We start from the raw sequence: 19208 nt of genomic DNA, 5'->3' as shown, positions 1-19208 counted from the left end.
TAAGGGTCACAGCGCGTGCAGCGGCTTGCCGGCGAGAGCGAGGAATGCCTCGCCCAGCGCCTCGGACTGCGTCGGGTGCGCGTGGACGAACGGCGCGATGTCTTCGGGGTGGGCTTCCCAGCCCACGACGAGCTGGCCCTCGGTGATGAGCTCGCCGACGCGGTCGCCGATCAGGTGGACGCCGATCACGGGTCCGTCCTTCACTCGGACCACCTTGACGGTCCCGCTCGTGCCCAGGATCTCGCTCTTGCCGTTGCCCGCGAGGTTGTACTCGTAGGCCACGATCCCGTCGGCACCGTGGGCGTCGGCCGCCTGGGCCTCGGTGAGCCCGACGGAGGCGACTTCGGGGTGGCTGTAGGTGACCTTGGGGATCTGGGTGTCGGGGATCACGACAGGGGAGAGCCCCGCGATCTCTTCGGCGACGAAGATGCCCTGCTGGAACCCGCGATGCGCGAGCTGGAGGCCGGGCACGATGTCGCCGACGGCCCACACATGGTCGACACCGGTGCGCAGGCGCTCGTCGGTGATGACGAATCCTCGGTCGATCGTGACGCCGGCCTCCTCATAGCCGAGGCCGGCGCTGGCCGGACCGCGTCCGACGGCGACGAGCAGGTAGTCCGCCGTGAAGGTCTTGCCGTCTTCGAGCGTGACCGTCACGGCCTCCGCGGTCTGCGTCGCGCTCTGGAAGCGCACGCCCAGCGAGTACTGGATGCCGCGGCGGCGGAACGCGCGCTCGAGGCCCTTGCTCAGCGCCAGATCCTCGTTGGGCACGAGGTGCTCGAGCGCCTCGACGATCGTCACCTCGGCGCCGAACGAGCGCCAGACGCTTGCGAACTCGACCCCGATGACACCGCCTCCGAGGATGATGACGCTGCCCGGGATCTCGTCGAGCTCGAGCGCGTGCTCGCTGGTGAGGATGCGCCCGCCGACCTCGAGGCCAGGCAGCGTACGGCTGTACGAGCCGGTCGCGAGCACCACGTCGGTGCCGCGGTACAGGTCGTCTCCCACGCGCACGCCCGGTCCTGCCTCGAGGCGCCCCTCTCCGTGCACGACGGTGATCTTCCGCGCCTTGACCAGGCCTTCGAGCCCCTTGTACTTCTTCGCGACGATGCCTTCGCGGTAGGCGCGCACGCCCGCCGGGTCGACGCCGTCGAAGGTCGCGCGGATGCCGATGGCCGCAGCATCCCGTGCCGTCTCGGCCACCTCGGCCGCGTGCAGCAGGGCCTTCGTCGGGATGCAGCCGCGGTGCAGGCACGTGCCGCCCACCTTGTCCTTCTCCACGAGGGCGACGGTCTTGCCGAGCTCCGCGGCGCGCAGCGCGGCCGCATAGCCGCCGCTTCCACCGCCGAGAACGACGAGATCGAAGGAGTGGTCGGTCATCGTGCCTCCTCATCGAGGTCAGTCATGACGAAGCGGATCAGGCTGCGCACGGTGGCGGCAGTCGGTCCCTTGTCGGTGATGCCGTACGGCGCGCCCTTGTGGGTCCCGCTGCCGGCGATGTCGAGATGCACCCAGGGGATTCGGGGCGCATCCGTCTCGTCGGCCGTGCGGCCGACGAAGTGCCGCAGGAACAGTCCTGCGAAGAGCGAGCCGCCCGCGGGATCGCCGATCTTGGCGTTCTGCAGGTCGGCGATGGGGGAGTCGAGCTCCTCGACCATGTGGGCGGGCAGCGGCAGCTGCCACGCGGGCTCGCCGGCCTCGGCGGCGGCGGCGAGATAGGCGGCCACGGCGGCGTCGTCGCCCATCACGCCGGTGTGGCGCGTGCCGAGGGCGATGAGGATCGCCCCCGTCAGGGTCGCGACGTCGACGATCACATCGGGCTTCTCGCGGCTCGCGGCGACCAGGCCGTCGGCGAGCACGAGGCGTCCCTCGGCGTCGGTGTTGAGCACCTCGACGGTCGTGCCGTCGACCAGGCGCAGCACGTCGCCCGGGCGCGTGGCGCGCCCGGACGGCATGTTGTCGGCGACGCAGAGCCACGCCGTCACCTTCACCGGGGCGCTGACGGCCGCCGCCGCGCGCAGCACGCCGAGCACGGTGGCGGCGCCCGCCATGTCGTACTTCATGCCGACCATCGAGGCGGCGGGCTTCAGCGACAGGCCGCCGGTGTCGAAGGTGATGCCCTTGCCCACCAGCGCGATGTGACGCGAGGCGCCGTCGGGCGCGTACGCCAGGCGGATGAGGCGCGGCGGGCGGTCCGAGCCCTGCCCCACGCCGAGGATCCCGCCGAAGCCCTGCTCGCGGAGGGCCTCCTCATCGAGGATCTCGACCGTGACCGGCAGGTCCGCGACGGCCGCGGCCGCCTGCGTCGCGACATCGGCGGGTCCGAGCCATTCGGCCGGCGTGTTGACGAGGTCCTTGACGAGGGCGACGGATGCTGCGGTCTCGATGATCAGCGTGAGCGCGGCGTCGTCCGGCTCGGCGGTGCCGTGCACCACCACGCGCTGGGCGCGCGGCTTCGGCGCCTCGGTCTTGTAGCCGTCGAAGCGGTACCCGCCGAGAGCGGCGCCCTCGGCGGCCGCCGTCCACAGCGAGGGGTCTGCGAAGGGGGCGGCGACGGCGACGGTCGCGAAGCCGGTGATCGCGCGGATCGCCGCGCCGACCGCATCGCGCAGGGTCGCGGCATCCGGAGCCGAACCGGTCCCGACGACGGCCAGCGGGAGCGTCGTCGCCTCGGGCGCGTAGACGCGGACCCAGGAGCCGGCGGCGCCGGTGAAACCCACTCCGGACAGCGCTTCGCCGAGGCCCGGCCACTCGGAGAGATCGGGCGATCCCTCGGCGTCGAGCGGGGGAAGGGCGAGGAGGAGGAGGTCTGCGTCGGACTCTCGGACAGGTGCGGTGCGGTACTCGAGGTCGGGAAACGACATGGTCTCCATCCTAGGGACGACGACTGTTCGCTCTGAGCGCGACCATCGTGACCCGAGCTCCGCGGACGGCTCGTAGCATGGGTGCATGCCTTTTCCCGGCCCGCTGTTCGAGCGTGCGGCTTCAGCGCCGCCCGTCCCGCGCGGGCTGCCGCTGGTGATCGCCCTGACCGGGTTCACCGATGCCGGCAGCGCCGTCAGCCGTGTGATCGACTACTTCCGCGACGAGCTCTCGCCTTCGCCGCTGGCCGTGTTCTCCAACGACACGCTGCTGGACTACCGCGCGCGCCGCCCGATCGTGTCGTTCGAGAAGGATCACCTCACGGACTACCGCCCGGCCCGCCTGGAGCTGTCGTTCGCCCACGACGCACTCGGACAGCCGTTCCTGCTGCTGGCGGGATACGAACCGGACTTCGCATGGGATGCCTTCACCGAGGCGGTCCTCGAATTCTCCGAGGTGTACGGCGTGTCGACGGTGACGTGGGTCCACGCGATCCCGATGCCCGTGCCTCACACCCGGCCGATCGGCACCACGGTCAGCGGAACGCGGTCGGAGCTCACCGAGGCGCACTCGGTCTGGCAGCCCCACACGCAGGTGCCCGCCACGGCGGGCCACCTCCTCGAGTACCGCCTCGCCGCCGCGGGCGTGCGCGTGGCGGGCTTCGTGCTGCTCATCCCGCACTACCTCGGCGACACCGAGTACCCCGCGGCCGCGCTGGCCGCGCTCGACAGCCTCACCGTCGCGACCGGCCTGGTGTTCGCCGGCGACGAGCTGCGCGAGGAGAACCGCGAGTACCTCGACAAGGTCACCGAGCAGATCGCGGGCAGCGACGAGCTTGCCCGCATGGTGCAGGGCCTCGAAGAGCGCTACGACGCCTACATGGCGGGATCGACGCTGGCGACCCCGATGATCCACACCGGCGACCTCCCCAGCGCCGACGAGCTGGCGGCCGAGCTCGAACGCTTCCTCGCCACCCGCCCCGCGGAGGACGACAAGCGCGGCTCCTGATCGCGTCCGCCGCGCGTCGGCGGAATTCCACGCCCGAGCGGGGTGTTGACACCAGGGATGGAGGTGCGCCGGTCTCGGCAGGGCGATGCTGGCGGCGCACGGCAAGTATGAGATACTAGACGCTCTGACCCGTTGTCAACCGTCTTCGTGGGGCTTCCTGTCGAAGACGTGGACTTGACAAGGGTCTTACTAGTGTCCGAAACCGACCGGAGAGGCGCACGGCGCTTCGACCGGTGAAAGGCGAAACGTGACTCCAGGCACGAACACCAAGGCTCGCTCGGCCGCGAAGGACACCGAGACGGACGAGACGAAGGCGGCGGCTGCCAAGAAGGCTCCCGCAGCCAAGGGCGCCGCCAAGACGAAGGCCGCGCCGAAGACCGCGTCCAAGCGCGCGAAGAAGTCGGACGACGAGTTCGAGGACGACGTCGAGGAGCTCGACGACGACGTCGAACTCGAGGACGACGGCGACGAGGCAGAGGGCGACGACGCAGCCGCGGCCGGCACGCCGGCCAAGGGCGCCAAGCCCTCGGGCGACGACGCGAACGCGAGCGAGGACGAGGAGGAAGAGGAGGGGAGCACCAAGCCGGCGTTCACCGAGCCCCTTCCCACCGGCGCGATCGTCATCTCGTCGAGCGACGAGGACGACGTCCCCGTCTACTCGACCCAGATCACGGGCGCGACGGCCGACCCGGTCAAGGACTACCTCAAGCAGATCGGCAAGGTGCCGCTCCTGAACGCGGCCGAAGAGGTCGAGCTCGCGATGCGCATCGAGGCGGGGCTCTTCGCCGAAGAGAAGCTGTCGCACATGTCGGCGGCCGAGAAGACCTCGCAGCTCGGACTGGACCTCCAGTGGGTCGCCCGCGACGGCCAGCGCGCGAAGAGCCACCTGCTCGGCGCGAACCTGCGCCTCGTGGTGTCGCTCGCCAAGCGCTACACCGGTCGCGGCATGCAGTTCCTGGATCTGATCCAGGAGGGCAACCTCGGTCTCATCCGCGCGGTCGAGAAGTTCGACTACACCAAGGGCTTCAAGTTCTCGACGTACGCGACGTGGTGGATCCGTCAGGCCATCACCCGCGCCATGGCCGACCAGGCGCGCACCATCCGCATCCCGGTGCACATGGTCGAGGTCATCAACAAGCTCGCGCGCGTGCAGCGTCAGATGCTGCAGGACCTCGGTCGCGAACCCACGCCCGAGGAGCTGAGCCGCGAACTCGACATGACCCCCGAGAAGGTCATCGAGGTGCAGAAGTACGGCCGCGAGCCGATCTCGCTGCACACGCCCCTCGGTGAGGACGGCGACAGCGAGTTCGGCGACCTCATCGAGGACACCGAGGCCGTGGTCCCCGCCGACGCGGTGGGCTTCACGATGCTTCAGCGTCAGCTCGAGTCGCTCCTCGACTCGCTCTCGGAGCGCGAGGCGGGCGTGATCCGCATGCGCTTCGGCCTCGGCGACGGCCAGCCGAAGACGCTCGACCAGATCGGCGACACGTTCGGGGTCACCCGCGAGCGCATCCGCCAGATCGAGTCGAAGACGATGGCGAAGCTGCGGCACCCGTCGCGTTCGCAGTCGCTGCGGGACTACCTCGAGTGAGTGAGGCGAACGCCGGCAAGGCGCTCACCGTCCAGGTCGAGGGCTCGTCGTTCGCCCGCATCCCGATCCGCACGCGGGTCGTGATGCCGGGCGACGACCTCGACGCGTTCGTGAAGGAGTACGCGGCCGATGTGGTGCGCGAGGGCGACCTGCTGTTCGTGACCGAGAAGATCGTCGCGATCACGCAGGGCCGCTCGTACCTCGTGGAAGACATCAAGCCCCGCAAGCTGGCGCTCTTCCTCTCGAAGTACGTGACGCGCACGCCGTACGGCATCGGCCTCGGCATGCCCGAGACGATGGAGATGGCGCTCCGCGAATGCGGCACGATCCGCATCCTGTTCGCAGCCGCCGTGTCGGCCGTGACCAAGCTCTTCGGCCGCAAGGGCGACTTCTACCGCATCGCCGGCGACAAGGCCCGGGCCATCGACGGGCCGACGTCGGGCACCATCCCGCCGTACAACAAGGCCGTCGTCCTCGGACCGGAGCGTCCGCGCGAGGTCGCGACGCACCTCAAGGCGCTGCTCGGCGGCGTGCCCGAGGTCGCGGTGGTCGACATCAACGACCTCGGTGGCAACATCCTCGGCTCGACGCTCGACAAGGCGGAAGAGAAGCGTCTCGTCTCGATCCTCAAGGACAACCCGCTGGGCCAGGGCCACCAGTCGACGCCGCTCGGCATCGTCCGCACGATCTGAACCACGCATCGCAGAAGGGCGCGGCATCCATCATGGATGCCGCGCCCTTCTCGCGTTCAGGAACGGCTCAGAAGCCGATCGCCGCGCGATAGCGGGGCTTGTGGCCGGTGCGGATGCCGGTGACGCTCGGTTTGTTCTCGTAGACGCCGGCGCCCCAGTTGCCCTCGACGAGCACCGGTCCGTCGGGCGAGACCACGATGTCCCAGCCGACGTACTGGATCTGCGGCACGACGCGCGCGACCTGGTCGACGAACGCCTTGACCTCGTCGACCATCGGCAGCTGGAAGTCGGCGATGACGAAGCCGCTGTCGGGATGCTTCTCGTGCACGTGGCTGTGCGAGTCGTAGCCGGGGCCGACGGCGCGACCGTTCTCGTCGAGCATCGTGTAGAAGCCGCCGAACGTCATCTGGTCGCTCACCGCGCCGCGGCCGAACTTCTGCGCCATCGCGAGGATGTGGGTCTTCTCGCCGTCGAAGAACGCCGTGACACGGGTCGTGTTGACCGTGCCGGGGCACACCGCCGCGAGGTCGGCGTGCTGACGGATGACCTCCTCGATGAGCAGCTCGCCGCGCGAGAGCAGGCCGCGGTGGAAGTCGTCCCAGTCGGTCACGTCGGCCGCGTGGTAGCGGTGCACGCCGGTGCCCGCCTGACCCACCGGCTCCTTGGTGACGATCGTGCCGTGCTTCTCGGCGAAGGCGCGCACGGCGTCGGCGTTGCCCTCCTCGACGACCATCCAGTCCCGACGCAGGAACTCGCTGAACGTGCGGTCGAACTCGACCTTGTCCTGGAACTGGCCGCGGTAGGCGGGGTCGTCGTATTTCTGCGAAAGCTCGTTCGACACCGGATGCGTCATGTACGTCGCGCGCTCCGCGCGGGTGAGGATCGCGAAGTCGTAGTCGACGTAGTCCTGGAAGCCGACCTGCCGGAATCCCGCCGACCACAGCATGTCGACGACGACCGCGGGAGTCCATTTGCCATGCTCGTGGGCGGTCTCTTTCGCGCGCTCCAGCACGGAGCCGACATCGATGCGACGGACCCGCCACGCAAGGTAACGAAGGCGGTTCGAGAGGGCGAGGCCCTGAGAAGACATGCGTGCTCCGGGTTCGGTTCGGGGACCCCGATAGTCTAGGGGCGTGAGTTCCGCGATCCCTGGGCACGACCACGCCGTGCCGGGATCGGACCCCCGTAGCGCTCCGGTCGCGTGGGTGTCGCGGGCCGCGCTGACCGCGAACGTCCGTGCGGCGCGGGAGCGCGGCATCCGTTCGTACGATCCGTCGGTCCTGGACGCGGATGCCTGGGGCCACGGCGCTGAACTCGTGCGCGACGTACTCACGGCCACGGGCTTCGAACGCTCTGACCCCGGGGCCGCACCCGGCGACGCGCTGGCCGCGGCGTCGCTCTTCGGACTCCCCGGTGCCGAGCACGCGGTCGCGCCCGCACTGCGGCTGTCGGGCACCGTGCTCTCGGTCAAGGACCTCCGCGCGGGCGAGGGCGTGTCGTACGGCTACGCGTACCGCGCGCCCGCCGACACCCGTGTCGCGCTCGTCACCGGCGGGTACGCGCAGGGCGTCGTCCGCTCGCTGGGCGGCGCCGTCGACGTCGCGATCGCGGGGGAGCGTCACCGGATCGTCGGCCGCGTCGCGATGGACGTGTGCGTGGTGGAGATCGGGGATGCTGCGGTCCCGCGCGGTGCGGAGGTGCTGTTCCTCGGCGACCCGGCGCACGGTGAGCCGTCTCTCGGCGACTGGGTGCGTGCGACCGGACTCACCGCCGGCGAACTCGTCACGACGGTCGGACTGCGCGCCATCCGGCGGGAGGCAGCGTGACCGCGCACCTGCACGTCGATCTCGATGCCCTCGCGGCCAACGTCTCGCGCGTGCGCGACACGGTGTCGCCGGCGGAGCTCATGCTCGTGGTCAAGGACGACGCCTACGGCCACGGCCTCGAGCCCGTCGTGCGGGCCGCAGCCGCCGCGGGGGTGACGTGGTTCGGCGCCTTCGACGTGCGGACGGGGTGCGCCGTGCGCGCCGCCGTGGGCGACGACGCCCGCATCTTCGCCTGGATCGCCGCGTCGCGCGAGGACCTCGACCACGCCGTCGCCGCACGGATCGACCTGGGTATCGGCGACGCCGATCTGCTCGAGGAGCTCGCGGACGCCGCCCGCGATGCCCGCGCGGCGGTGCGGGTGCACCTCAAGATCGACACCGGTCTGCATCGCAACGGCGTGCGCCCCGAGCACTGGCCGGCCTTCGTGGCACGCGCGGCCGCGCTGCAGGCGGAGCGCGTCATCGACGTCGTCGGCGTCTGGAGCCACATCGCGGAGGCGTCGGACGCCGAGGACGACGACGCCCGGCAGGTCTACGAGTGGGCGCTCGAGCAGGCCGCGACGGCGGGCCTGCACCCGGAGATGCGCCATCTGGCCGCCAGCGCGGCCGCGTTCGCACGCCCGCAGTTCCGCTACGACATGGTGCGCGTGGGGGCGTTCTGCTACGGCATCCGCTCCGCCGGAGGCCCCTCCGCCGACGACCTCGGCCTGCGGCCCATCGGCACTCTCACGGCGGAGGTCGTGGAGGTCGGCGAGGATGTCGCCCGCATCGACCTGGGCGCGCTGCACGGTCTGCCGTCATCCCTCCAGCAGCGCGCAAGCGTCGGGACGCCGGCGGGGAGCCGCTCGCTCGCGGCCGTCGGCGCCTCGGACTCGCGGGTCGTCGCGTGGTCGGGCGCGTCGGTCGGTGACATCGTCACGGTCTACGGACCGGGCGGAGCGGGGGAGAGCACAGCGACCGATCTCGCCGAGATCATCGGAACGATCGGTGAAGAGATCGCCCTGCGCGTGTCACCCCTCGTGGAACGCAGATACACCCGCCGCTGAAGCGACGGGTGCGGGTCTGCCGGGACGGAGCGCCTACTCGGCCAGGCGAGCGGTCTCGTCGTGCCACGAGGTGGCGATGGCGCGGAGCTTCTCTTCGTACTTGCGGCCGTGGTGGGCGCAGAAGAGCAGTTCGCTGCCGTTGACCTCTGCGGCGATGTACGCCTGCGCACCACAGGAATCACAGCGATCCATGGCGGTGAGGCGGTACTCGAGGACGGCGCCGGTCTCGGTGGGTGTCGATAGCGTGGTCATTTCGGTGCCTCCTCGTATTCGTAGAACTCTCTCGCGGTCATGAAATACAACCACGCCGAGGATTCGAGAATGCCGCGAATGGAGGACATTTCGCTGAGCGCGTACGCCCTCGACGTCGAAGCGTGTCTGTGCGGGTCTGTCGGGAGCCCCGATTACGATGGGAGATTGTGACCGCCGAGTACTCCGCCCATCATCTCCAGGTGCTCGAAGGGCTCGAGGCGGTCCGCAAGCGCCCCGGCATGTACATCGGCTCGACCGACTCGCGCGGCCTCATGCACTGCTTGTGGGAGATCATCGACAACTCCGTCGACGAGGCCCTCGCCGGCCACGGCTCGCGCATCGACATCGTGCTCCACGCCGACGGCAGCGTCGAGGTGCGCGACCGCGCCCGCGGCATCCCGGTCGACATCGAACCCCGCACGGGGCTGTCGGGCGTCGAGGTCGTCTTCACGAAGCTTCATGCCGGCGGCAAGTTCGGCGGCGGCTCGTACGCGGCGTCGGGCGGTCTGCACGGCGTCGGGGCATCCGTCGTCAACGCGCTCTCGGAGCGCCTCGACGTCGAGGTCGACCGCGGCGGCAAGACGTGGGCGATGTCGTTCCACCGGGGCGAGCCCGGAGTGTTCTCGAACGGGAGCCCCGATTCGGGCTTCACGCCCTTCGAGGAGCGCAGCGAGCTGCGCGTCGCAGGACGCGCTGCGAAGGGCGTGACCGGCACGCGCATCCGCTACTGGGCCGACCGGCAGATCTTCACGAAGGACGCCGCGTTCAACCTGCAGGAGCTCGAGCAGCGTGCGCGCCAGACCGCCTTCCTCGTGCCCGGCCTCGAGATCGTCATCCGCGACGAGCGCGGCGGCACCGAGTCGGGCGAGCCCGTCGAGACGAGCTACCGCTTCGACGGCGGCATCTCGGAGTTCGCCGACTTCCTGGCCCCTGACTCGGGCGTCACCGACACCTGGCGGCTCACGGGCGAAGGGAAGTTCACCGAGACGGTCCCGGTGCTGCAGCCGTCGGGCGCCATGGTCCCGACCGAGGTCGAGCGCGAGTGCCACGTCGACATCGCGGTCAGGTGGGGCACCGGCTACGAGACGACGTCGCGCTCGTTCGTCAACATCATCGCCACGCCCAAGGGCGGCACGCACCAGCAGGGGTTCGAACAGGGCCTCATGAAGGTGCTGCGCGATCAGGTGACGCAGAATGCGCGTCGCCTCAAGGTCGGCAACGACAAGCTCGAGAAGGACGACATCCTCGCCGGGCTCACCGCCGTCTTGACGGTGCGTCTTCCCGAGCCGCAGTTCGAGGGCCAGACCAAGGAGGTCCTCGGCACGCCGGCGGTCCGCCAGATCGTGTCGAACGTCGTCACCCGCGAGCTCACCGCGCGGTTCCAGTCGTCCAAGCGCGACGACAAGGCGCAGACCTCGCTGCTGCTCGACAAGGTCGTCTCCGAGATGAAGGCGCGCATCTCGGCGCGCACCCACAAAGAGACACAACGCCGCAAGAACGCGCTCGAGTCGTCGTCACTGCCGGCGAAGCTCGCCGACTGCCGGTCGAACGACGTTGCCGAGTCCGAGCTGTTCATCGTCGAGGGCGACTCGGCGCTCGGCACCGCCAAGCTCGCGCGCAACAGCGAGTTCCAGGCGCTGCTGCCGATCCGCGGCAAGATCCTCAACGTGCAGAAGGCTTCCATCAGCGACATGCTGTCGAACGCCGAGTGCGCCGCCATCATCCAGGTGATCGGCGCCGGCTCCGGCCGTTCGTTCGACCTCAGCACCGCTCGCTACGGCAAGATCATCCTGATGAGCGACGCCGACGTCGACGGCGCGCACATCCGCACGCTGCTGCTCACCCTGTTCTTCCGCTACATGCGACCTCTCATCGACGAGGGCCGCGTCTACGCCGCCGTCCCGCCGCTGCACCGCGTGGTCGTGATGAACCCGGGCTCCAAGCCGAACGAGACGATCTACACGTACTCCGAGGCGGAGCTGCACGGACTCCTCACGAAGCTCACCAAGGCCGGCAAGCGCTGGCAGGAGCCGGTGCAGCGCTACAAGGGCCTGGGTGAGATGGACGCCGACCAGCTCGCGACGACCACCATGGACCGCAACGGCCGGACCCTGCGACGGGTGCGGATGCAGGACGCCGAGGCCGCGGCATCCGTCTTCGAACTGCTCATGGGCAACGACGTGGCGCCCCGCAAGGAGTTCATCATCGACTCCAGCGACCGGCTGGTGCGCGAGCGCATCGACGCCTGAGCCACCGCGACGCACAGACAGACCTGAGGCGCACCGGCCGGGCCGGTGCGCCTCACGCGTGTGCGGTCTAGCGGACGCCGGTGCCGACGGCGCCGATGACGCCGTCGACCGGGGTCCCCGAGGCGTCGCGCTTCGCGCCGGACTCGGGCAGGGCGCGGGTCGCGCCGTCCGAGCCGATCGCGCGCGGATCGGTGCCGACCCAGGCGATGGTGAGCGCGTCTTCTCCCTTGAGGAACCGCTGAGCACGCACGCCGCCCGTGGCGCGGCCCTTGGCGGGGAACTCGCTGAACAGCGACACCTTGGCGCTGCCGGCGTCGGTGCCCGCCAGCGCCGTCGTCGAACCGGCGATCGTCACCACGACGGCGTCGAACTCGGAGGGGCCGACGACGTCGAACGCGATCACCTGCGCGCCATCGGTGAGACGGATGCCGGCCATGCCGCCGGCGGAGCGGCCCTGCGGGCGCACCGACGACGCGTCGAAGCGCAGCAGCTGCGCGTCGCTCGCCACGAACACCAGTTCGGCGCCGTCAGAGGCGGGGGCCGCTCCGACGACCCGGTCGCCGTCCTTGAGGGCGATGATCTCGATGTCGTGCTTGTTCGCGATCTCGCTGGCGGCCACGCGCTTGACGATGCCCTGCGCCGTGCCGATCGCGATCGGCGGGACGCCGGTGAGCGGCACGACGGCGACGATGTGCTCGCCGCCGCTGAGCCCGAGATACTGGTCGCCGCGCGTGCCGGCCGCGAGCTGCACCGAGTTGGCGGGAACCGACGGCAGGTCGACGGGGGAGAAGCGCACCAGGCGGCCGAGGTTCGTCACCGCGCCGATGTCGCCTCGCGTGGTGGCGTCCACGGCGGAGCGGATCGCGTCGTGCTTGGAGCGTCGCGCCGGCGCCACGATGCCTCCGCCGGGGGCATCGGCCACGAGCTCGGCGCGCACCATGCGGCCGGAGGCCGAGAGGAACACGCGGCACGGCGCATCCGCGATCTGCAGATCCGCGGCCGCCGCCGCTGCCCGCGAGCGCGGCTGGACCGGGCCGCCGTTGAGCAGCAGCGTGCGCCGGGGGGTGCCGAACGCCTCCGCGGCGGCATCCAGCTCCTTCGCCACCTGCGCGCGCAGCAGCACATCACTGCCGAGCAGCTCCTCGAGCTGGGCGATCTCCTTCTTGAGGTTGTCGCGCTCGGCCTCGAGCTCGATGCGCGAGAACTTCGTGAGGCGGCGCAGCCGCAGCTCAAGGATGTACTCGGACTGCGCCTCCGACAGGTCGAAGACGCTCATGAGGCGCGTGCGCGCCTGCTCGCTGTCGTCGGACGTGCGGATGACCTGGATGACCTCGTCGATGTCGAGGATCGCGATGAGGAGGCCCTCGACGAGGTGCAGGCGTTCCTTGCGTCGCTCGAGCCGGTAGCGGCTGCGGCGCGTGACCACGCTGATGCGGTGGTCGAGGTACACGCGGAGGAGCTCGCGCAGACCCAGAGTCTGCGGCTGCCCCTCGACGAGCGCGACGTTGTTGATGCTGAACGAGTCCTCGAGGGGCGTCAGGCGATAGAGGTGGTCGAGCACCGCCTGCGGGTCGAAGCCCGTCTTGATGCCGATGACGAGGCGCAGACCGTGATGGCGGTCGGTCAGGTCGTTGACGTCCGCGATGCCCTGGAGCTTCTTCGCGTTGACGGCGTCCTTGATCTTCTCGATGACGCGCTCGGGTCCGACGAGATACGGCAGCTCGGTCACGACGAGGCCGGTGCGGCGCGGGCCGAGCGACTCGATCGACACCTTGGCCCGGGTGCGGAAGCTGCCGCGGCCGTTCGTGTAGGCGTCCTTGATGCCGTCGAGGCCGACGATGATGCCGCCGCCGGGCAGGTCGGGACCGGGCACGAACTCCATGAGCTCGTCGACGGTCGCCTCGGGGTTCTCGAGCAGGTGGGTCGCGGCGCCGACGACCTCGATCAGGTTGTGCGGCGCCATGTTCGTGGCCATCCCGACCGCGATGCCGGTGGTGCCATTGACGAGCAGGTTGGGGAACGCGGCCGGCAGCACCTCGGGCTGCTGGAACTGGCCGTCGTAGTTGGGGATGAAGTCGACGACGTCCTCGTCGAGGTTCTCGGTGAGCGCCAGCGCCGGCGGTGCGAGGCGCGCCTCGGTGTAGCGGGGCGCGGCGGGGCCGTCGTCGAGCGAGCCGAAGTTGCCGTGCCCGTCGACCAGCGGCACACGCAGCGAGAACGGCTGCGCGAGCCGCACCAGCGCGTCGTAGATGGGGGCGTCGCCGTGCGGGTGCAGCTTTCCCATCACCTCGCCGACGACGCGCGCGCTCTTGACGTGCCCGCGGTCGGGGCGCAGGCCCATGTCGGCCATCTGGAAAAGGATGCGCCGCTGCACCGGCTTGAGCCCGTCGCGCGCGTCGGGGAGCGCCCGCGAGTAGATGACCGAGTACGCGTACTCGAGGAACGACGTCTGCATCTCGGACGAGACGTCGACGTCCTCGATGCGTCCGTGGTCGGCGGGGGAGGAATCGGTGCGGGAAGCGGGCATGTGTCGATGAAGCCTCGGGTGACGGCGGAGAGCGAGGGGGCGCGGCCGCGTGTGCGAGACTGGCCCCGATGACCCTCAGCCTACCCGTGGACCCACCCCGCGCCCGGAGCCTCACCCGTGTCGTGACCGAGATGTCGGCGGCGCTGGAAGGCGGATCCGAGTGGTTCGCCCCGGCACGGAGCGCCATCGTGTGGGTGCTCGACGGCCTCGGGGTGCACAACCTCTCCGCGCGTGCCGGGCATGCGCGCTTCCTCAGCGAGGCCCGGGCGAAGCGGGATGTCGCGCGCACGGTCTTCCCGTCGACCACGGCGGCCGCGCTGACCAGCCTCCTCACCGGCAGGCTGCCGGGCGAGCACGGCATCGTCGGGTACCGGGCCCGCGTGCCCGGCACCGACGACGTGGTCAACATGCTGCGCGGCTGGGACACCGACGGACTGCCGCTGGAATTCCAGCGCTCCGCCCCGCTGTCCGCGGCGCTCGGCCGGCCGTTCTTCGCCGTCTCGCGCAACGAATACGCCGGCACCGGCTTCACGTCGGCCACCCTGGGCGACGCGGAGTTCCACGGCGCCGATGACCTCGACGAGCGCGTGCGCGTCGCCGCGGACCTCGCGGCGCAGCATCCCGGTTCCCTCATCTATCTCTACGCCCCCGATCTCGACGCGATCGGTCACAAGCGCGGCTGGGAGTCCGACGAATGGGTCGCGACGCTGGAGCGGGTGGATGCTGCGGCCCGTACCCTCTCGTCATCCCTCGACCGCACGACCGGCGTGGTGGTGACATCGGACCACGGCATGATCGATGTGCCGCGTCACCGCCATCTGCTGCTGGAGGAGGGCGACGAGCTCCTCGACGGCGTCCGCCTGATCGGCGGCGAGCCGCGGATGCTGCACCTCTATGCCGAGCCCGGTACGGCCGACGCCGTGCTGGCTCGGTGGCGGGAGGCCGAGGCATCCCGTTCCTGGGTGTTCTCCCGCGCGGAACTCGCCGCGTCGGGCCTCATCGGCCCGGTCGACCCGGAGGTCGCCCCGCGGATCGGCGATGTGATCGTCGCCTCGCGCGCCGGCGTCGCCTACTACGACGACCGGCTCGCCGACAAGGCGCCGCAGAAGATGGTCGGGCAGCACGGCTCGCTCACGGACGAGGAGCGCATCGTCCCGCTCATCCGGCTGGGCGCGTTCGCCGGAACCTGAGGACTCAGTCGTCGGAGCGGGCGCCGAAGACGATCTCGTCCCACGACGGCATCGACGTGCGCCCCTTGCGGCGGCCGGCCTCGGCGACAGCGGCCGGAGTGGGCGCCGTGAAGTCGGACGCCGGCGGCTCCTCCTCGGCGGCGGACTCCTCGTAGCCCGGCTCGAGCGCGTCGAAGAGCGCGACAGGAGCGGGCGAGCGCGGAGCCGACGCCACCTCTTCGGCACCGGGCAGCGGCTCGCGCTGACCGCGACGACGGCGCAGCGCCTCGAGCAGGTCGGCGGTCTCGGCCGAGGTCACCACGGCGGGCTCGTTGGCACGCTTGATCGCCGCCTCCTGCACCGCGGCCGCGGCGGGCGCAGGGATCTCGGGCGACTCGATGTCGGCGTCAGGCAGGCGGCGCGGGCCGAACGCCCCGCTGTCGAAGCGGGAGTCGTCCTTCGGCGGCACGGCGTCGAGGGCGCGCAGCCGGGGGATGAGCCCCTCCGGAAGCGATCCCTGACGGGAGAGCTGTATGGCGTCCGCGTTGAGCGGCGACAGCGTGCTGCGTCGCGGGTCGAATCCCCAGCGGGCGTCATGGCCGATGTCGTTCGACGTGAACTCCAGCTTGATGGTCCAGCCGGACGGCTCCTTCCAGCTGGTCCAGCGTTCGCCGATCGCGCCCGCCTCGCCGAGCTTGGCGCGCACCGCGGAGCCGAAGGTGGCCTGACCGTCGCCCTCGAAGTCGCCGCCGAGGAGCACGGGAACAGCCAGCGCCTGGCCGACGATGTGCTCGCGCTCGGCGAGCACCGGGCCCTCGAAGCGCACGATGTCCTCGACGCGCGCGCCCAGGAGCTCGGCGACCTCGCGCGCCGACAGCCCCGCACGGATGTGGGCCTGGATCTCGCGAGGACTCGGGCGCGGGGTCTGCGAGTCGGATTCGCGGTCGCGTCGGGCTTTGCGCAGCTCGCCGCGCAGCACGTCGTCCACGTCGAGCGTGAATCTGTCGCCGGACTCCGTCGCCAGGATGAGCTTGTCGTCCTCGGTTCCGATGACCTTGAGCTGTTCCATGCGGACGCTCCCTGCTTCTCGTGCCGGCTCTGGGTTGCGCGTGTCCGGCGGACTCGCGGCTTCAGAGCCCGCCTGTCCGCCCCATCGTGTCACAGGGCATCGCGAGCGCCGGGAATATCCCGCGCGTGCCGCGAGTTTCACGCGAACGCACGGTCAGGACGGCGCCGGATCGCATTTGCGAAAAGGGAAACGGTCGTGCAAACTATCGCCGCCCGCAAGGGCGAGCGCAACCGCGAATACCCGGAAGTTGAGATCTTCACGCATGGCCACCGATTACGACGCCCCCCGCAAGACCGAGGACGACAGCGAGTCGATCGAGGCGCTCAAGGAGCGCGTTCCCGACAAGCTCTCGGGCTCGGTGGATGTGGAGGACGCCGACAACCCGTCGGGCTTCGAGCTGCCTGGTGCCGACCTGTCGGACCTCGAGCTCGACGTCGTCGTTCTCCCCGCACAGGAGGACGAGTTCACCTGTTCGAACTGCTTCCTCGTGAAGCACCGCTCGCAGCTCGATCACGAGACCGCAGACGGCCCTATCTGTACTGAGTGCGCCGCGTGATCTGAGCCCGCCGCACAGCGGCGGCCAGCCGATCCGGCGTCCGCGAGGAGATGACCCACGCGGTCGTCGGATCATCGGCATCTGTCACGGGGAACACGGCGACGCCGTCGATCCCGCCCCGGATCAGATGCCACGAGCGCGGGTCGAGTCCCGCGCCGCGCGCATGACGCGCATCCTCTCCGAGGTGCACCTCGCCGGCACCCAGGAGATCGACATCGATGTGCGCGCGTCCCGCCCGCAGCTCGCCGTCGCGCACCTCGACGACGGGAGCCGCGAGGATCATCAGCGCGATCAGCAGGATGCCGACACCGGCCCCCACGACGAGCGCGACGGTCGTGTCGATCGGCGTGACGACGAGCGCGGCCATGGGCGCCGCCATCCCTGCGGCGACGAGGATCCACAAGGATGGGCCGAGCCGCTCGCGATAGTTGTCGGCGTGCCCCGTCCGGGCACCGGCGTGAGGCGTTGAGTTCTGCATTACCCTCGTTGGGTGACTGAAACGGTGGACGTCCCCATTATCGCCCCCGACGTCCCGGTGTATGCGCACCCTGGGGATGCCGGAGCCGACCTCGTCGCGGCGGAGGCGGTGCGCCTGGAGCCAGGCGAGCGCGCCCTCGTCGGCACCGGCGTGCGCATCGCGCTGCCGGAGGGACATGTCGCCTTCGTGGTGCCGCGCAGCGGTCTGGCCGCCAAGCACGGCATCACCGTCGTCAACGCGCCGGGCACCATCGACGCGGGCTACCGCGGCGAGATCAAGGTGATCCTGCTGAACACCGATGCGAGCGAGGCGCACGACATCGCCGTGGGCGATCGCATCGCCCAGCTCATCGTGATGCCCGTCCCGCGCGCCGTGTTCATCCCCGTGGAAACCCTGCCCGACAGCGTGCGCGGCGAGGGCGGCTTCGGCTCCACGGGCTACCAGAAGGACGGAGTCCTCGCATGACCGATCCCTCATCCGTCGAAGGTCCGCGCAAGGTCGCACCCGACGACCGCGCCACGACCGGCCCGTTCGACGAGTCCGAGGCCAACCCGGTCCGCCCCTACATCGACCTCGGCGGGATCAAGATCCTTCCCCGCGAGGGCCTGAACCTGCGGCTCGAAGTCGAGGAGCAGACCAAGCGCATCGTCGCCGTCGGGCTCGACTACGCCGGCTCGACGCTGCAGGTGCAGCCGTTCGCCGCGCCCCGCTCGGCCGGACTCTGGGAGGAGACGCGCGAGCAGATCCGCCAGCAGATCCGCCAGCAGGGCGGTCGCGTCGAGGAGCGCGAAGGACCGCTCGGTCCCGAGCTCCTCGCCGAGGTCCCCGTCGTCGCCGGCCCCGACGGCACGGCGGGCAAGCGCCTGGCCCGCTTCGTCGGCGTCGACGGCCCCCGCTGGTTCCTGCGCGGAGTCATCGGCGGCGCCGCGACGGCCGATGTCGAGGCCGCCGCGTCCGTCGAGGACCTCTTCCGGTCGATCGTGGTCGTGCGCGGCGGCTCGCCGATGCCGCCCCGCGACCTCATCCCGCTGAAGATGCCGGCCACGCCGGGCTCGGCGTGAGCGACTCCTCCCGCCCCGACGACGCCGCGGACGCCACAGGGCACAGCCCTGCCGCCGCTTCGGACGGAACGGATGCTGCGGCTCCCTCGGCATCGGAGGTGCTCGGTGCCGCGCTCGGCGGCGCCGCGCGCCGCGCCGGACTCGACCCTGCCGAGGGGAAGACCACGGGGCACGTCGTGTGGGCCGCGATGGGCGGCTGGCGCGGGATCCTCGAGTCCGTCCTTCCCGGCGTCGTGTTCCTCGTCGCGTGGACCGCGACGTACGACGCCGAGACGCGGTCGGGCAACCTGATCCTGAGCCTCGGGCTGTCGGTCGGCCTCGCCGCGGTCTTCACGATCGTCCGCCTCATCCAGCGGCAGTCTGCGAGCGCCGCCATCGGCGGCCTGATCGCCGCCGCCGCGGCGGCGGGCCTGTCGCTGTGGACGGGCCGGGGAGAGGACAGCTTCATCCCGGGCTTCCTCACCAACACGCTGTACGGCACGGCGTTCCTCGTGTCGGCGCTCATCGGCTGGCCGCTCATCGGTCTCGCCGTCGGGTTCCTGATGGGCGAGGGCACCGCGTGGCGCGCAGACAAGCGCAAGCGGCGCGTCTTCTTCTGGCTGTCGATCGCGTGGGCGTCCCTGTTCGCGCTCCGGCTCATCGTGCAGGTGCCGCTCTACTTCGCCGGGGACGTCGCCGCGCTCGGCACCCTGAAGCTGATCATGGGCCTGCCGCTGTTCGCCCCACTGGTCGCGGTCACGTGGCTCGCCGTGCGCGCGCTCTACCCGCGCACGCCGAAGTGATACATTTATCTCGACATCAAGATAAATTTCCTCCGGACCG

General features: G+C 70.6%; 18 protein-coding genes. 11 read left to right on the top strand and 7 right to left on the bottom strand.

Translation table 11 applies throughout. The features are described from left to right. Positions 1–6: 6 nt before the first annotated feature. Together lpdA and ACFC1I_RS02745 are read right to left on the bottom strand one after the other, a co-directional pair. Positions 7–1380 (bottom strand): dihydrolipoyl dehydrogenase, encoded by a 1374-nt coding sequence (gene lpdA / locus ACFC1I_RS02750; protein WP_376006333.1) that lies wholly within the window; start codon positions 1378–1380, stop codon positions 7–9. Then, on the bottom strand, positions 1377–2864 hold the full coding sequence (locus tag ACFC1I_RS02745) for a leucyl aminopeptidase (RefSeq protein WP_376006332.1): 1488 nt from the start codon (positions 2862–2864) through the stop codon (positions 1377–1379). Before ACFC1I_RS02745 ends, lpdA begins: the two co-directional genes overlap by 4 nt. Before the next feature lie 85 nt (positions 2865–2949). On the opposite strand from ACFC1I_RS02745, the gene ACFC1I_RS02740 reads away from it, so the two are divergent. The 3 genes from ACFC1I_RS02740 to ACFC1I_RS02730 all read left to right on the top strand — a co-directional run bounded on the left by ACFC1I_RS02740 (position 2950) and on the right by ACFC1I_RS02730 (position 6153). Next, positions 2950–3870 (top strand): proteasome assembly chaperone family protein, encoded by a 921-nt coding sequence (locus tag ACFC1I_RS02740; RefSeq protein WP_376006331.1) that lies wholly within the window; start codon positions 2950–2952, stop codon positions 3868–3870. Positions 3871–4117: 247 nt separating this feature from the next. After that, complete coding sequence (locus tag ACFC1I_RS02735; protein ID WP_376006330.1) at positions 4118–5461, top strand: RNA polymerase sigma factor; 1344 nt, start codon at positions 4118–4120, stop codon at positions 5459–5461. Beyond that, the gene (locus ACFC1I_RS02730) at positions 5458–6153 is read left to right on the top strand and encodes a coenzyme F420-0:L-glutamate ligase (protein ID WP_376006329.1); all 696 of its coding nucleotides are present in this window, start codon (positions 5458–5460) and stop codon (positions 6151–6153) included. The genes ACFC1I_RS02735 and ACFC1I_RS02730 overlap by 4 nt, the downstream gene beginning before the upstream one ends. A gap of 67 nt (positions 6154–6220) precedes the next feature. Here ACFC1I_RS02730 and ACFC1I_RS02725 read toward each other — a convergent pair whose 3' ends face one another. Next, on the bottom strand, positions 6221–7243 hold the full coding sequence (locus ACFC1I_RS02725; protein WP_376006328.1) for a sugar-transfer associated ATP-grasp domain-containing protein: 1023 nt from the start codon (positions 7241–7243) through the stop codon (positions 6221–6223). A gap of 43 nt (positions 7244–7286) precedes the next feature. Between ACFC1I_RS02725 and ACFC1I_RS02720 the strand changes: the two genes are divergently transcribed. Next, positions 7287–7979 (top strand): alanine racemase C-terminal domain-containing protein, encoded by a 693-nt coding sequence (locus ACFC1I_RS02720; RefSeq protein WP_376006327.1) that lies wholly within the window; start codon positions 7287–7289, stop codon positions 7977–7979. Next, positions 7976–9025: an alanine racemase gene (locus ACFC1I_RS02715; RefSeq protein WP_376006326.1), complete on the top strand. Its 1050-nt coding sequence runs from the start codon at positions 7976–7978 to the stop codon at positions 9023–9025. The genes ACFC1I_RS02720 and ACFC1I_RS02715 overlap by 4 nt, the downstream gene beginning before the upstream one ends. A gap of 33 nt (positions 9026–9058) precedes the next feature. Here the strand turns inward: ACFC1I_RS02715 and ACFC1I_RS02710 are convergent, their stop codons facing one another. Then, positions 9059–9277 (bottom strand): hypothetical protein, encoded by a 219-nt coding sequence (locus ACFC1I_RS02710; protein ID WP_376006325.1) that lies wholly within the window; start codon positions 9275–9277, stop codon positions 9059–9061. A gap of 167 nt (positions 9278–9444) precedes the next feature. Between ACFC1I_RS02710 and ACFC1I_RS02705 the strand changes: the two genes are divergently transcribed. After that, positions 9445–11526, top strand: a complete 2082-nt coding sequence (locus ACFC1I_RS02705) for a type IIA DNA topoisomerase subunit B (RefSeq protein WP_376006324.1) — start codon at positions 9445–9447, stop codon at positions 11524–11526. Positions 11527–11593: 67 nt separating this feature from the next. Here ACFC1I_RS02705 and ACFC1I_RS02700 read toward each other — a convergent pair whose 3' ends face one another. Continuing rightward, positions 11594–14053 carry a DNA topoisomerase (ATP-hydrolyzing) subunit A gene (locus ACFC1I_RS02700; RefSeq protein ID WP_376006323.1) on the bottom strand — a complete coding sequence of 820 codons (2460 nt, stop codon included), beginning with the start codon at positions 14051–14053 and terminating at the stop codon, positions 11594–11596. Positions 14054–14121: 68 nt separating this feature from the next. Between ACFC1I_RS02700 and ACFC1I_RS02695 the strand changes: the two genes are divergently transcribed. Beyond that, on the top strand, positions 14122–15243 hold the full coding sequence (locus ACFC1I_RS02695; RefSeq protein ID WP_376006322.1) for an alkaline phosphatase family protein: 1122 nt from the start codon (positions 14122–14124) through the stop codon (positions 15241–15243). 4 nt (positions 15244–15247) lie between these two features. Here ACFC1I_RS02695 and sepH read toward each other — a convergent pair whose 3' ends face one another. Continuing rightward, positions 15248–16291, bottom strand: coding sequence for a septation protein SepH (gene sepH / locus ACFC1I_RS02690; protein WP_376006321.1), 1044 nt, complete (start codon positions 16289–16291; stop codon positions 15248–15250). Between the two features lie 262 nt (positions 16292–16553). Between sepH and ACFC1I_RS02685 the strand changes: the two genes are divergently transcribed. Then, positions 16554–16847: a DUF4193 domain-containing protein gene (locus ACFC1I_RS02685; RefSeq protein WP_045302586.1), complete on the top strand. Its 294-nt coding sequence runs from the start codon at positions 16554–16556 to the stop codon at positions 16845–16847. Here ACFC1I_RS02685 and ACFC1I_RS02680 read toward each other — a convergent pair. Continuing rightward, the gene (locus tag ACFC1I_RS02680) at positions 16822–17325 is read right to left on the bottom strand and encodes a DUF3093 domain-containing protein (RefSeq protein ID WP_376006320.1); all 504 of its coding nucleotides are present in this window, start codon (positions 17323–17325) and stop codon (positions 16822–16824) included. The genes ACFC1I_RS02685 and ACFC1I_RS02680 overlap by 26 nt on opposite strands. Positions 17326–17337: 12 nt before the next feature. Here ACFC1I_RS02680 and dut point away from each other — a divergent pair, with 12 nt between their 5' ends. The 3 genes from dut to ACFC1I_RS02665 are packed head-to-tail and all read left to right on the top strand — an operon-like array spanning position 17338 to position 19168. Beyond that, complete coding sequence (dut, locus tag ACFC1I_RS02675; protein ID WP_376006319.1) at positions 17338–17790, top strand: dUTP diphosphatase; 453 nt, start codon at positions 17338–17340, stop codon at positions 17788–17790. Further along, entirely contained in the window at positions 17787–18386 is a 600-nt protein-coding gene (locus ACFC1I_RS02670) for a DUF3710 domain-containing protein (protein WP_376006318.1), read from the top strand. The genes dut and ACFC1I_RS02670 overlap by 4 nt, the downstream gene beginning before the upstream one ends. Continuing rightward, positions 18383–19168, top strand: coding sequence for a DUF3159 domain-containing protein (locus tag ACFC1I_RS02665; RefSeq protein ID WP_376006317.1), 786 nt, complete (start codon positions 18383–18385; stop codon positions 19166–19168). The genes ACFC1I_RS02670 and ACFC1I_RS02665 overlap by 4 nt, the downstream gene beginning before the upstream one ends. The last annotated feature ends 40 nt before the right edge of the window (positions 19169–19208 follow it).

It is taken from the genome of Microbacterium sp. NPDC056044 (genome assembly GCF_042267145.1).
Lineage (GTDB): Bacteria > Actinomycetota > Actinomycetes > Actinomycetales > Microbacteriaceae > Microbacterium.
The sequence above is the reverse complement of the archived record's forward strand: the minus strand, read 5'-3'. Positions and strand labels throughout refer to the sequence as shown.

What these genes read in the sequence shown, in the direction of transcription:
- ACFC1I_RS02695 (WP_376006322.1), top strand. Translation starts at nt 14,122, where the DNA reads ATGACCCTCAGCCTACCCGTGGACCCACCCCGCGCCCGGAGCCTCACC.
- ACFC1I_RS02710 (WP_376006325.1), bottom strand. Translation starts at nt 9,277, where the DNA reads ATGACCACGCTATCGACACCCACCGAGACCGGCGCCGTCCTCGAGTAC.
- ACFC1I_RS02680 (WP_376006320.1), bottom strand. Translation starts at nt 17,325, where the DNA reads ATGCAGAACTCAACGCCTCACGCCGGTGCCCGGACGGGGCACGCCGAC.
- ACFC1I_RS02700 (WP_376006323.1), bottom strand. Translation starts at nt 14,053, where the DNA reads ATGCCCGCTTCCCGCACCGATTCCTCCCCCGCCGACCACGGACGCATC.
- ACFC1I_RS02670 (WP_376006318.1), top strand. Translation starts at nt 17,787, where the DNA reads ATGACCGATCCCTCATCCGTCGAAGGTCCGCGCAAGGTCGCACCCGAC.
- sepH (WP_376006321.1), bottom strand. Translation starts at nt 16,291, where the DNA reads ATGGAACAGCTCAAGGTCATCGGAACCGAGGACGACAAGCTCATCCTG.
- ACFC1I_RS02725 (WP_376006328.1), bottom strand. Translation starts at nt 7,243, where the DNA reads ATGTCTTCTCAGGGCCTCGCCCTCTCGAACCGCCTTCGTTACCTTGCG.
- ACFC1I_RS02685 (WP_045302586.1), top strand. Translation starts at nt 16,554, where the DNA reads ATGGCCACCGATTACGACGCCCCCCGCAAGACCGAGGACGACAGCGAG.
- ACFC1I_RS02745 (WP_376006332.1), bottom strand. Translation starts at nt 2,864, where the DNA reads ATGTCGTTTCCCGACCTCGAGTACCGCACCGCACCTGTCCGAGAGTCC.
- lpdA (WP_376006333.1), bottom strand. Translation starts at nt 1,380, where the DNA reads ATGACCGACCACTCCTTCGATCTCGTCGTTCTCGGCGGTGGAAGCGGC.
- ACFC1I_RS02740 (WP_376006331.1), top strand. Translation starts at nt 2,950, where the DNA reads ATGCCTTTTCCCGGCCCGCTGTTCGAGCGTGCGGCTTCAGCGCCGCCC.